The organism is Rhodococcus ruber (genome assembly GCF_027270735.1).
In the GTDB taxonomy this organism is placed as follows: Bacteria; Actinomycetota; Actinomycetes; order Mycobacteriales; family Mycobacteriaceae; genus Rhodococcoides; species Rhodococcoides rubrum_A.
Map to the genome: position 1 here is coordinate 56,021 of NZ_JAPWIJ010000002.1, position 13,180 is coordinate 69,200.

At 65.3% G+C, this 13,180-nt stretch carries 12 protein-coding genes; 3 read left to right on the forward strand and 9 right to left on the reverse strand.

What is annotated here, in order from left to right:
- Positions 1-2 precede the first annotated feature (2 nt).
- The 3 genes from O4220_RS04015 to O4220_RS04025 are packed head-to-tail and all read left to right on the forward strand — an operon-like array spanning position 3 to position 3,230.
- Positions 3-1,406, forward strand: a complete 1,404-nt coding sequence (locus O4220_RS04015; protein ID WP_269602315.1) for an MDR family MFS transporter — start codon at positions 3-5, stop codon at positions 1,404-1,406.
- A 10-nt stretch (positions 1,407-1,416) separates the two neighbouring features.
- A complete protein-coding gene (locus tag O4220_RS04020) occupies positions 1,417-1,983 on the forward strand; it encodes a CG0192-related protein (protein WP_269602317.1) in 567 nt (188 codons plus the stop codon).
- Positions 1,984-2,036: 53 nt separating this feature from the next.
- A complete protein-coding gene (locus tag O4220_RS04025; protein WP_269602318.1) occupies positions 2,037-3,230 on the forward strand; it encodes an FAD-dependent monooxygenase in 1,194 nt (397 codons plus the stop codon).
- Here the strand turns inward: O4220_RS04025 and O4220_RS04030 are convergent.
- The 9 genes from O4220_RS04030 to O4220_RS04070 form a co-directional block, all read right to left on the reverse strand.
- Complete coding sequence (locus tag O4220_RS04030) at positions 3,227-4,120, reverse strand: siderophore-interacting protein (RefSeq protein ID WP_269602319.1); 894 nt, start codon at positions 4,118-4,120, stop codon at positions 3,227-3,229. The genes O4220_RS04025 and O4220_RS04030 overlap by 4 nt on opposite strands.
- Positions 4,121-4,167: 47 nt before the next feature.
- Positions 4,168-5,985 carry a siderophore-interacting protein gene (locus tag O4220_RS04035; protein WP_269602320.1) on the reverse strand — a complete coding sequence of 606 codons (1,818 nt, stop codon included), beginning with the start codon at positions 5,983-5,985 and terminating at the stop codon, positions 4,168-4,170.
- A gap of 51 nt (positions 5,986-6,036) precedes the next feature.
- On the reverse strand, positions 6,037-7,077 hold the full coding sequence (locus O4220_RS04040; protein WP_052078010.1) for an ABC transporter substrate-binding protein: 1,041 nt from the start codon (positions 7,075-7,077) through the stop codon (positions 6,037-6,039).
- A 72-nt stretch (positions 7,078-7,149) separates the two neighbouring features.
- Complete coding sequence (locus O4220_RS04045) at positions 7,150-7,977, reverse strand: ABC transporter ATP-binding protein (RefSeq protein ID WP_269602322.1); 828 nt, start codon at positions 7,975-7,977, stop codon at positions 7,150-7,152.
- A complete protein-coding gene (locus O4220_RS04050) occupies positions 7,974-9,038 on the reverse strand; it encodes a FecCD family ABC transporter permease (RefSeq protein ID WP_269602323.1) in 1,065 nt (354 codons plus the stop codon). The genes O4220_RS04045 and O4220_RS04050 overlap by 4 nt, the downstream gene beginning before the upstream one ends.
- Positions 9,035-10,099, reverse strand: a complete 1,065-nt coding sequence (locus O4220_RS04055; protein WP_269602324.1) for an iron chelate uptake ABC transporter family permease subunit — start codon at positions 10,097-10,099, stop codon at positions 9,035-9,037. The genes O4220_RS04050 and O4220_RS04055 overlap by 4 nt, the downstream gene beginning before the upstream one ends.
- Before the next feature lie 5 nt (positions 10,100-10,104).
- Positions 10,105-11,376, reverse strand: a complete 1,272-nt coding sequence (locus tag O4220_RS04060) for a lysine N(6)-hydroxylase/L-ornithine N(5)-oxygenase family protein (RefSeq protein WP_269602326.1) — start codon at positions 11,374-11,376, stop codon at positions 10,105-10,107.
- A complete protein-coding gene (gene panD / locus O4220_RS04065) occupies positions 11,373-11,789 on the reverse strand; it encodes an aspartate 1-decarboxylase (RefSeq protein ID WP_269602327.1) in 417 nt (138 codons plus the stop codon). The genes O4220_RS04060 and panD overlap by 4 nt, the downstream gene beginning before the upstream one ends.
- On the reverse strand, positions 11,789-13,135 hold the full coding sequence (locus tag O4220_RS04070; protein WP_269602328.1) for a salicylate synthase: 1,347 nt from the start codon (positions 13,133-13,135) through the stop codon (positions 11,789-11,791). The genes panD and O4220_RS04070 overlap by 1 nt, the downstream gene beginning before the upstream one ends.
- Between the last annotated feature and the right edge of the window lie 45 nt (positions 13,136-13,180).

Consider the following 13,180-nt stretch of genomic DNA (forward strand, 5'->3'; position numbering starts at 1 on the left):
CAATGGCAACGACCGAATCGACCCCGGACATCGGATTCCGCTCCGAACGCGGTCCCATCCTGATCGCGCTGATGCTCAGCTCGTCGCTGGTTGCGCTGGACGCGACGATCATCGCTACTGCTGTGCTCACCATCGTCGGCGACCTCGGCGGGTTCGCGCAGTTCCCGTGGTTGTTCTCTATCTATCTGCTGGCACAGGCGGTCTCGGTGCCGCTCTACGGCAAATTGTCCGATCTGTTCGGGCGCAAGAAGATCATGGTGTTCGGCATCGCGGTGTTCTGCCTGGGCTCGATTCTGTGCGGCCTGGCGTGGAGCATGCCTGCTCTTATTGCTTTCCGCGCGATTCAGGGACTCGGTGCGGGTGCCGTCCAGCCGATGTCCATCACCATCGCAGGCGACATCTACACGCTGCCCGAGCGCGCCAAAGTGCAGGGCTACCTGGCCAGCGTGTGGGCGATCTCGTCGGTGCTCGGCCCCGCCCTCGGTGGCGTCTTCTCCGAGTACCTGTCGTGGCGATGGATCTTCTTCATCAACATTCCTCTGTGCGCGGTGGCGGCTTACATGTTGCTGCGCAAATTCGAGGAAGGCGCAGTCGAACGCGCCAAGCCGAAGATCGATTACCTCGGTGCAGCTCTGCTCACCGTCGGCGCGACGATGGTGCTCCTCGGCCTGCTCGAAGGCGGCCAGTCCTGGGCCTGGGGTTCGCCGATCAGCATCGCGATCTTCGTCGTGGGCTTCCTGCTGCTGGCGGTGTTCGCGTGGGTCGAGTCCCGCGCCGAGGAGCCGATCCTGCCGCTGTGGGTGTTCACCCGGCGGGTGCTGGTGGTCAGCAGCTTCATCTCGTTGCTCGTCGGCGCATTGATCCTGGGACTGACGTCCTACGTACCGACCTTCGTACAGGGCGTTTTCGGCACCGGAGCCATCATCGCCGGCTTCTCGCTGTCCACGCTGACTCTCGGTTGGCCGATCGCGGCATCCCAGTCCGGACGGGTGTATCTCCGTTTCGGCTTCCGCACGACGGCCGTGGTCGGCGGTTCGATCGGGATCGTGGGTACGGCACTGACGACTCTGCTCGACGCCGATTCGCAGATCTGGCACGTCGCGGCGATGTGCTTCGTCATCGGCCTCGGCATGGGGTTGATCGCGAGCCCCACGTTGATCGCCGCACAGTCGAGCGTCGATTGGGCCGAACGCGGCGTCGTCACCTCCACCAATATGTTCGCCCGCTCCCTCGGTAGCGCGGTCGGTGTTGCGGTCTTCGGTGCCATCGTCAACGCCCGTGTGTCCGGAGATCCAGAGCCCGAACAACTGTCCGACGCCATCCATCTGGTCTTCATCGGAGTGCTGGTCGCCGCCGTCCTGATGACCGTCGCGGCTGTACTGATGCCGAAGCGTGCGGCAAAGTAGCGTTCTCTGTATGTCCATCATTCACCGCGCCACGCTCGTTCCCTCGAAGCTGGACGCGATTGCGGCCTGGATTCCGACGCAGGAGTGGGCAGCTCAAAGTGATACCACCGGCCTCGAGGCCGTCGGCGCATATCGTTTCGACGATCCGGCCGGAGACGTCGGCGTCGAAACCCATCTCGTGCGGACGGCGTCGGGCACGGTATTTCAGGTACCCCTGACGTACCGCAGTGCCCCACTCGACGGAGCCGAGGCCTATCTCGTTGCCACGATGGACCATTCGGTGCTGGGCACGCGTTGGGTCTACGACGGCGTCGGAGACCCGGTGTACGTGACAGTGACCACCGCGGCCATCGTCGACGGCGCCGAACAGGCGGAACTGGTGGTGCACTCGCCCGATGGTTCTCGAACGGTACGCGAATCCACTACGCGGGTCCGGGGTACCGGTGGGCACCCGTCGACGTCACCGCGCCTGTATGTCCGCCGGGTGATCGACGCTACTGCCACCGAGCTGCCACACCTGTCCGGTACCTGGCCCGGCCAGGAGGCTCCGATCCCGCTCGTGGAGTTGCATCCCTGAGCAGTACCCGTCCGGGTGATTGAACGACCACCCGCCCGGGCATTACCGCCCTCATGACTTCTCGTGTTCTCGTCACCGGTGCCAGCATCGCCGGACCCACGGTGGCCTTCTGGCTCGACAAAGCCGGCTACGACGTCACCGTCGTCGAACGCGCTCCACACTTGCGGCACGGCGGCCAGAACATCGACGTTCGCGGATCGGGCCGTGAGGTGCTGCGCCGGATGGGCATGGACGCGACGTTGCTCGCCAACGGCACCACCGAGAAGGGCACCCGGTTCGTCGACGACAACGATGCCACCATCGCCGCTTTCCCGGCCGGCGACGGCTCCTACGACGGACCGACGGCGGAGTTGGAGATTCTGCGCGGCGAGTTCGCTCGGATTCTCGTGGAATCAGCCGGTCCGAGAACCGAGTACCGATACGGCGATCGCGTGGTCGGCGTGGCTCAGGATGCCGACGGCGTCGATGTCACGTTCGCGTCGAACGCATCGGAGAGGTTCGATGTCGTCCTATTTGCCGACGGGATCCGTTCCAGCAGCAGAGAATTGGCGTTTCCTGGCGAGGCCGAAACCACGCCGGTCGGCCTGTATACCGCCTACGGGGTGTTGCCGAAGGGGCCGAGCGACGACGGCTGGTGGCGTTGGTGCAACGCCCCCGGATCCAGAGTCGCCAATCTTCGCCCGGACAACCTCGGCACGACGCGTTTCAGCCTGTCCTGGGTGTCCGACGACGGCGGGTACGAAGGCGCGTCCACCGAAGAGGTCATTGCCGCCTTGCGCGCGAAGTTTGCCGACGTCGGCTGGGAAGTGCCCCGAATTCTCGACTCGCTCGGACCGGATTCGGAACTCTACGTCGACTACCTCGCGCAGGTGAAGGCCCCACGTTGGTCGAACGGCAGAATCGGGATGCTCGGCGACGCCGCCTGGTGCGCAACGCCGTTGAGCGGAATGGGCACCACGTTGTCGGTCACCGGTGCCTACGTCCTCGCCGGTGAACTCGCCCGGGCCGAGGACCATCGCGCCGGCTTCGAGGCCTTCGAGACGCGGATGCGGCCGTTCGTCGAGCAGGCTCAGAAGCTGCCGCCCGGCGTGCCTCGCGTCGCGCATCCGAAGACCGCTGCGGGAGTGGCCGCGTTCCGCGGGGTACTTCGCCTCGCCGGATCCAAGCCCGTGCAAGCGGTCACCAGCAAATTCCTCGGTCCCGACGCGGCGACGTTGGAATTGCCGCACTACGTATTCCAGGGTTAGAGCCCGACCCGCTCGAGCAGCGCGTCGAATGCCTCACTGGCTTCCTGCTCGGTGCGGCCGGATTCGATGACGCCGTTGTAGACCGCCAGCGCTTCTTCCTGGTACTGCTTGTACTTCTCGAGCCACTTCTCGGAATCTGCCCGCCAGTATCCGATGATGTCGAAATGCGCTATGTCGTAGCCCAATTCCTTACGGAAGTACTTGCGCACCCGACGCGAGGACGACGCCTCACCGGCGAACCACACGTAGCCGCGTCCTTCGGGTAATGGGTACGCCAACGCGGCGTCGTCGAGAACGCTTGCGCTGTCTCCGTTTCCGGAACCGATGCGCCAATCGAACGTGACGTCGGCCGCGGTTTCGATGGATTGGATGTCGCCGCGCTCGAGCACCTCGACGATGGCGTGAGCCTTGGCCCCGGCCGGCAACTGTTCGACGAGCCGCCCGAGTGCGGGCAACCCGGTCATGTCGGCCACCAGCAGCAGCCATTCGACGTCGGCGGGAGGCGAGTACCAGGATCGCGGACGCGTGAAAAGCACCGTCTGCCCCGGGGTGGCCTGCTGCGCCCAGGTTGCCGCGACCCCACCCTCGTGTGCGAAGAAGTCGATGGTCAATTCACCGCGTTCCTCGTCGAGACGGCGAATGGTGTAGTTGCGGCCCTCCGGTGCGTTCTCGAGACCGTGGAACCACCACACGCCGTCGACCTCGGTCATCGGCGGCGGCGTCGTTTCCCCCGCCCGAGGGAAATAGACACCGACACATTCGTCGGGCACCCCGAGTGTGCGGTAGCCGGCGACATGCTCGCCGCCGAACGTCACGCGCACCATGTGCACGGTCAGCCGTTCCACCGCAACGACGTCGGCGTAGTAGAAGCCAACCGATCCTTCACTCATCTTCGTCCTCGATACATATCTCGTCGTTTCTTCCGAGAACCCTCAGGCTAACCCCGGTAAGCATGTCCGCCGAACTCGGCGATGGTCGAGCCCCAACCCAACGATCCGAAACGGGGCGGCTCGAACCCCGACCCGACGACCAACTCCCGTACTTCCGCTGCAGTGCGACGACCCGAGCCGTACAGACACAGCCGCAACAGGTCGTCCTCTGTGTCGTGGTCATCGGTGGTGTCGGGATCGAGCAGGTCGGTGATCAGCACCACCCGCCGCCCCGAATTCCCCAGTGCCTTCAGCAGCACTCGGGCATCGGCGTCGGGGTGAGAATCGAGCACGTCGGCCGCGATCACCAGATCGACAGGCTCGGCCAACGGAACGAATTCACTGGCGTCGATGCGTTCGACCAGGTCCCGACGCGACGGAGCCACATCGGCTGCCGTGCGATCGCCCTGAGCGGGGAGTCCGACGAGACGTAGCGTCAGGTCGGGGTGCATGCGCGCCAGAGTATCCGCGTACACACCACCGCCCTCGCCGTAGATTGCGACGGTCCGCATTCCCTCCAGGTCGACTGCATCGGGCAGCGCGGGCGCTAGATACACGGCACCGAATGCTGCTTCTTCGTGAAAGTCAGCGGCGAACCCGTACTCGCTCATCTTGTCGACGAAGCCGTGCTGCCGCGCCGGTGCCCCGCTACGTACGGTGTCGAGAAGGCCGAGGAACGCCATGTCCAGTCGTGAATGAATCCTGTCGAAATTCAACGACCGAGTGACGAAGGCGTCCGGGTCGCTGAGAAGCGCACCCATCTCGGAGAGTCCGAAACGGGTGCCGTCGGTGGTCAACAGTCCCATCAGAACCAGATGCCGCAGTAGCTTGGCGCTGGCACCGGGATGCGTCGAACACTGGGCTGCGATGTCCGACGGCGTGCCCGCCCCGCCGTCGATCGCGGCGAAGATACCGACGGTGACGGCGGTACGAATGGCGAACGGCGGCAACAACTCCGACAATTCGTGCAGCTGGGCATCGGGATCCGACTCCGCCGATGATCCGACGGCTGCGATCTCGCGTCGCTTCCAGTACCCGGTGATCTCGACGAATTGCTTCGCAATTTCCTTGTCCACCTTGGCCCAGCGACGCAGGGGTTTGATCGTCGACGCCTCCCCCGCCACCCACAGGTATGGCTGTCCGGGACGCCACTGCGCACGCTGCACCGTCTCCACCAAGCGTGACTCGCCGCCACTGTCGGTCCGACAGAGCCAGGTGATATCCACCGGCGCAGCGCTTGTCAGCTCTTGCCGGTGTGCGTGCTCGGAAACCTCGATGACCACCGTGGCAGGTAGATCGGCGGGCAACTTCTCCAGACAGTGCGCGATTGCGGGCAACGCAGTCTCGTCGCCGGCGATCAACATCCAGTCGACGCCGACGGGCAGTCCGGCCGAATGCTTGGGTCCGGCAACGAGAATCTTCTCGCCGGGCCGGACCGTGTCGGCCCAGTCGGCTGCCAGTCCACCCTCGTGGGCGGCGAAGTCGAGAGCCATCTCGCGGCGCACGTCATCGAAACGGCGCACCGTGTAGGTCCGGCCGTACGGGAACGATCCCGGTGGCCAGTCGACCGTTCCGTCACCCGCGTTCTCGGGCACCGGAAACGGCAGCTTACCGGTGATCGGATCCACCGGAAGGACTTTGACGTCGTCATCGAATCCGGTGCTACACACCGGTGGCAGCTCGACGCCGTCACGCACATGCGCATCCATCGACGGACCGCCCACGACGACGCGCCGCATCCCGGGCGTCACGTCTTCCACGGCCAGTACGTCGAGTTCCCGCACACAGATCGGAAAAACTCGAAGCTCGCGGACGGTCCCCGCCATCGAGGGCTCTCCTTCGGTCGAACGAATACGGTTGTTTCGTAACGATGTCGGCTATCCGGCGAACATCTGCTGGACGAGATCGAGCGTGCCCATCACGCCGTCGTAGTCCGGGCGGTAGCTCGTGGCCGGAAGCTCGTACACCGTGCCGGACGTGAAAGCAGGTAGAGCGGCGTAGGCCGGATCTCCTTGCAGCTCGGCCAGACTGCGCCCGGCAACCGGAACCACGAACATCACCGGCGCACTCGCGATCGGCGCGAGCAGTTCGGGGCTGACCACAAATGAATCACCCGAGCCGTACAGCTCCGGGTTGTTCGCTTTGGTCATGACGTCGTCGGGCTCGAATCCGACCGACTCGAGCAACGTGGGCAATGCCGCGGTCTGCGGAATGAACGAGGGCTCGTTCGTGCTCAACGAGAGCAGGTACGACACCGGCGCGCCGGGAACGGCGATCGAATCCTTCACCTCGGAAACCCTGTCTTCGTACGCCGTCATCAGTGCCTCGACCTTGTCGGATTCACCGGCAGCCTCGGCGACCTCCTCGAGCTCGCCCTGCCAGGTAGTGACGCTCGACGGGACCAGGACGGTCGGTGCGATCTGGGTCAACTGCTCATATGATTGCTGCGCCAGAACAGCTGCGAAGCCTTGCCCTCCACCGATGATGAGATCGGGCGCGGCCTGTGCGATGGCTTCGAGGTCGAGCTGATCTCCGGCCGGCAACTCCAGAGTGCCTTGTGCCTGCGCCTTCTCGGCCCACTGCGGCGGAAAACCGCCGTCGAGATTGGTCACTCCGAGCAGCCGAGTGTCGGCGATGGTGACGGGAGCATCGAGAGTGAACAGGTAGCCCGCCAGGCCCGCGGACAGCACCGCAATGCGCTGGGGGTCCGCCGGAACGGTCACCTCGCCCTGGTCGGTCGAGATCACCCGGGTGTCACTCGTAGATGTTCCCGCTCCCTCGTTCGATGCGGGCTCGGAGCTGCAGGCGGCCGAGCCGAGGGCGACGAGTGCCGCCGAGGCGAGGGCAACGACGCGAAGGGCCCGTCGCTCGGTATGGGTACGGCGACGGCCTGCTTCGGGCTGCTTCCAACTCGGCACTGATGGATCCTTTCGAGATCTTCACTCGAACCCGAAGGTCCGTTTTGCCGAGTGTAAACCAAGGCTTACCTACTATGCGTCGGCGGTATCGCCGATCGTCGTCGTTCTCACCCGAGGAACCACCCGAGGAATCACCAACGGAGTGTGTGATTCCGGATCGTCGATGATGAGGCACGGCAGTCCGAACACCGACTCGACCAGCTCGGCGGTGACGATCTCCGCAGGCGAACCTTCGGTGACCACCGCGCCGTCCTTCATCGCGATGATGTGATCGGCGTACCGGCAGGCGTGGTTGAGGTCGTGCAGCACGGCGACCAGAGTGTTGCCGTTCTCACGTGGCAGTGTGGCCAACAAGTCGAGAAGCTCGATCTGGTGGGCAATGTCGAGGAACGTCGTCGGCTCGTCCAAGAGCAACAGCGGCGTCTGTTGCGCGAGAACCATTGCCACCCATACTCGTTGCTGCTGTCCACCCGACAGTTCGTCGACCTGCCGGGCCGACAGCGACGTCACGCCGGTGGCGTCCATGGCCTGGACCACCGAAGCCTCGTCTGCCGTCGACCACTGCCGGATCAACTTCTGATGCGGATATCGTCCTCGCGCAACGAGATCGGCTACCGAAATACCGTCGGGGGCGATCGAGGTCTGGGGTAACAGGCCGAGGCGTCGAGCCACTTCCTTCGCCGGATACGACGAAATCTCTTTGCCGTCCAGCAGAACGGCTCCTCGCGAGGGCTTCAGTAGCCGTGAGAGTGCCCGCAGCAGCGTCGATTTGCCGCAGGCATTGGGCCCGACGATGACGGTGAACTTGCCGTCGGGAATCGCAACGGTCACGTTCTCGATGATCACGCTCTTGTCGTATCCGACCGTGATCGTGTCGGCGTGCAGCCGACGCTCACTCACTGCTTTCTCCCTTCACGAGCCAGCAACCACACGAAATATGCGCCGCCCACCGACACGGTCACGACACCGACCGGCAGCTGAGTCGGGGCGAAGACGCGCTGTGCGACAACGTCGCTGACCACCAGAAGCAGCGCCCCCATACAGGCCGCGGGTACCATCGCCACTCCCGATGTGCCGGTGAGCCTGCGCGCGAGTTGGGGCGCAGCGAGCGCGACGAACGAGATGGGTCCCGCGGCCGCAGTGACCAGTGCGATCAACGCGACGCCCAGAAAAACCAGCATCAGACGCGTCGGTTCGGCGCGCACTCCGAGCGCTCGTGCCGCGTCGTCCCCCATCTCCAACATCGGCAGCCGACGTGACAGCACTGCCAGGCACGGGGCGATGACGGCCATCACCACCAGTGCAGGCACCACCTGCGCCCACCCCAGTCCGTTGAGACTGCCCGCGCCCCAGACGGCGGCCGCGATCGCGTCGGCCAGATCGGCCTTCACGACCAACCAGGTGTTGATCGAGGCCAGTATCGCGCTGACGCCGATCCCGACGATGATCAGCCGAAAGCCCTGGACCCCACGCTTGTATGCGAGGAGATACACCGCTGCGGCCGTGGCCAGTCCGCCCACGAGCGCGCCCGCTCCGGTCTGGTAGTAGCCGCCACCGAGAGTGAGGATGACCACGAGCGCGCCGGTGTACGCGCCGGTGGCGAATCCGATGATGTCGGGGCTGCCCAACGGATTGCGCGTCAACGATTGAAAGACCGCACCGGATACACCGAGGGCGGCTCCGAACAGGAAAGCCAAAACCACCCGCGGAAACCGCCACTCCATGACGATGATCTCGGTGATGCGCGAGGAGTGTCCGAACACCGCGGCGAGCACCTCGTTCGGCGGAATGTAGAAGTCACCCGTGCCGACCGCAACGACGGCGACCGCGACGGTCACCAGCAGCAGTGCAGCGCAGACCGCCACCGTTCGGAGGTCGATTCGGCCGTCCACCCGATCACGCAGTCGAACGATCCACAGTCGCCGTCCGAAGTCCACCTTGCCGCGCTGCCCTAGGGTCACAGTCCGCTCGCCTTCTTCCGGCGGACCAGCACGATCAGTACCGGAGCGCCGACGAATGCGGTGACTATGCCCACCTGCAGCTCGCCGGGGCGAATCACGATGCGCCCCACCACGTCGGACAGCAGTAGTAGCCCCGGTGCCGCGAACACCGTGTAGATCAGAATCCAGCGCTGATCCGGCCCGACGAACCACCGCACCATGTGCGGGATCATCAGACCGACGAACCCGATGGGCCCGGCCGCTGCGGTCGCGGCACCGGCGAGCAGAGTCACCGCGACCACACCGATGATGCGCGTGCGAATCACTCGCGCCCCCAACGACTGCGCCAGATCGTCGCCGAGTGCCATCGCGTTGAGCGGACGTGCGACGAGGGCGGCCAGGAACAGCCCGAGTGCGATGAAAGGACCAGTTGCCGTAGTGATGTCCAGGCCGCGTCCGGCCAATGATCCTGCGCTCCAGAACCGCATCCTGTCGAAGGCGTCCGGGTCGAGGAGCAGCATGCCCGAGGTGATGCCGCCGAGTACCGCGCCGAGCGCAATTCCGGACAGCGTCAGGCGAATCGGCGTTGCGCCCGCTCGCCCCATCGAGCCCAGGGCGTACACCGCGACCGCGGCGAGCGCGGCGCCGGCGAACGCGAACCAGATGTAGGAGTCGATACCGGTGAAGCCCAGCACGCCGACGGCGATCGCTACGAAGAATGCCGCTCCGGCGTTGACACCCAGGATGCCCGGATCGGCCAGAGGATTTCGCGTCATCGCCTGAATCAGTGCACCGGCAACCCCGAGCGCGGCTCCGACTAGAAGGCCGAGAACCGTTCTCGGCAGCCGTAGTTCGCGGACGATCACGGAGTCGGTCGAACCGTCGGGAAAGAACAGGCCGTGCCACACCGAACCGAGAGGGATGTATTCGGTACCCACCGCGATACTCACCAGGCACAGCGCGGCGAGGATTCCGATGACGACGAACAACCCCGCGGCCCGCCGCGCATTCGTGCGAGCGAGACCGACGACTTCGGCCGGAACGCCTCGCTGTTCCGGCTCGTCGCCCACGCTCGTCCGCACCCGATTCACACCACCGTTCGCACCCTCGTGCTCACGGCGGACTTCACGATCTCACCGCTGCGAACAGCGATGTTGGACAGCAGCGACGAGGTCAGACCGTGTGTGTGCTCGGTCCCGCCCTGCAGATAGATCGAACCTGCGCTCGGTTCACGCATGACGAGCCGATAGTCCCGCGTCACGCGCGGACCGCGAGTGTCGAACTCGACGCCGTCGAACAGCGGACCGAGGATCTCGGGGAGATCGAGGGACGTGAAGCCGGTGGCATAGACGACAGCGTCGCACAGTACGTCCTCGGTCAGCCCGGTAGGGCCGTGCTCGACAGCAGCCCGGACGCCGGACGGCTCCTCGACGGCGTCGACCAATCGAGATGCTCCGTGCACGAACAGCCGGCGCGCCCCGCTGACTCGTTCGGCGTACTCACGCGCGTACAGCTCTTCGATCAGCGGCAGATCGACCGCGGAATAGTTCGTGCCGCGGTGATAGTGCAGCAGCTGGTCACGCAGCGTGTGCGACGACGAATAGAAGTCGTCGACGGCCGTCGGATCGAAAATGCGATTGGCGTAGGGGCTGTCGTCGGCCGGGCTGTACCCGTACTTGCGGAGCACCGCGTGCACCGAGGAATCGCGGTAGGTCGAGTGCAGGTAGTCCACCACCTCGGCGGCGCTCTGCCCGGCACCGACGACGACGAACGTGCGATGCGTCCGCGACGGCAGTCGGTCCAAGTGCCCGAGCAGGTCGTGATTGTGGAATTGCCGTGCCGACGCGGTCACCCCGTCGGGCAGGGTCGCGGTCAAACCGCCGGCCAGCACGATGTTTCGGCCGCGCACGGTGCCGCTTCGTCGGCCCTCGGTGCGGACGCCGAAACCGTCACCGGTGTCGACGATGTCGACCGCTCGGGTGCCGTGGTGCACGGTCGCGTCGACCTTGCCTGCGGCCCAGGACAGGTAGTCGTGGAACTCGAGCCGGCTAGGGAAGAACGTCTGCAGATTGATGAAGTGGTTGAGTCGGCCTTGCTCGGACAGGTAGGCCAGGAACGTGTACTCGCTGCTGGCGTTGCGCTGGGTGGCCAGGTCCTTGAGGAACGAGATCTGCATCGTCGTCCCCGGCAACAGCATTCCGGGATGCCAGGCGAATTCGTCCTTGGACTCGATGAAGCACGAGGTCAGCCGCTCGGTCGGCGCGCACGTTCGGTTGTGTTCTTCGATTGCGATGGCCAGACCGAGATTGGACGGCCCGAATCCGACTCCGACGATGTCGTAGTTCTCGTGCGACGTCATCGAACGCTCGCCCCCGACATCTGATCGAGTGCGCCCGGAACCGGCTCGGACGGATCGACTCCGAGGGCCACGATCTCGTTGGCAGAGTCGACGTGCACCACCGAGGGACTGTGCGCCGACAGCTCCGAATCTTCCACCTGCCGGAACGACATGATGATCACCAGGTCGCCCGGGGAAACCAGATGCGCTGCGGCACCGTTGATTCCGATGACGCCGGAACCGGGGTGTCCTTCGATCACGTATGTCACCAGGCGCGCGCCGTTGGTGATGTCGACGACGTGGACCTGCTCGCCCTCGATCAGATCGGCGGCGTGCATCAGAGTGGAGTCGATGGTGATCGAGCCGACGTAGTGCAGATCGGCATGAGTGACCCTGGCGCGGTGGATCTTTCCACCCAACATGGTGCGATGCATCAGGCGTCTTCCTCCTTCTTGCGGACGAGATATGGGGCAACGCTGGCGAGCTTCTCGCAGGTTTCGTCGAATTCGCGATCGGGTGTCGACTGGCCGACGATGCCGGCGCCGGCACGCAACCATGCCGATCCGCGTTGCTCGTAGACTGCTCGAAGTACCAGCGCGGCTTCGAGTTCCCCCGAGGACGATGCCCTCAGGACGGCACCCGAGTACAGACCACGGGGCGGGTCGTCGAGCCTCCCGATTGCCTCTATGGCCTCCCGTTTGGGGATTCCCGACGCCGTGACGGCCGGGAACAGCGCCCCGAAGGCGTCCCAGCAGGACAGGTCCTCACGCAGGCGTGCACGCACGGTCGATGCGAGGTGTTGGACGCTTCCACGCTCGCGCACGCTCATGAAGTCCGAGACCGCGGTCGACCCAGGGCGCGCGATGGATTCGAGCTCCTCGAACGAGGTACGAACGGACACAGCATGTTCGGTGATCTCCTTGGGATCCTGCTCGAGATCGGTCTTCGCTGCGGAGTCGGCCTCGGACCCGAGACCGAAGGCCCGCGTGCCCGCCAGCGGTTCGGTGGTGACCACGCCGTGTGCGTCGACGGAGGCCACCAGCTCCGGGCTGAAGCCGGCTGCGCGCAGGTCGCCCAGGTGCAGCAGGAACGAGCGAGCCGGGGTGTTCGCCGCGCGCCCGGCCCGGTAGGTGCCCGGCATGTCCAGATCGAACGGAATGCGCACCGTGCGAGAGAGAATCACTTTGGCGTAGTCGCCGCGGTGAATTTCCGTGACGGCCTGCTGTACGCGAGCGCGATAGTCGTCGAGATCTCCGCCGACATCGAGCGAATGCATTGTCGGCGGCTCCTCGGCGGAGGCGTCCGCGAGTACGGCCAGCACCGCGGCGCGGTCCTCCTCGCTCCCGGTCACCTCGACGTCGTCATGGTCGGCACCGAATCGGACCTCGACGCGGGGCACGACCAGATGGCCGAGCACCTCGTCGGAGTCGCTGGAGCCCGTCACACCGTGCAGGTGGGCCGCGAACCCGAATCCGACGAACCCGTACGCATTCCAGGATTCTCGGGTCAGACCGTCGCAGGCCTCCCGCAGCGCCGTCGACGGATTGCCGGACCACCGACGCACCGTCGGCCCGCCGCTCCCCCACGTGGTCGTGACGACATCCGGTTGCAGGACGATGCGAGCGACCACGCCGCCTGCGAACACCCAGCGTCCTCTGTCCTCGTACACGACGTACTCGTCGAACAAGCCGGACTCGGCCAACGTGACCACCGTCTGCAAACCGTGCTGCAGGATGGTGGTCTCGGCCGTGCCCGACGCCGTCTCTTCGACAACGGTCATTGTGTGTGCACTCCTGACGGTGATTCGGTCCTGGACCGCGCATCG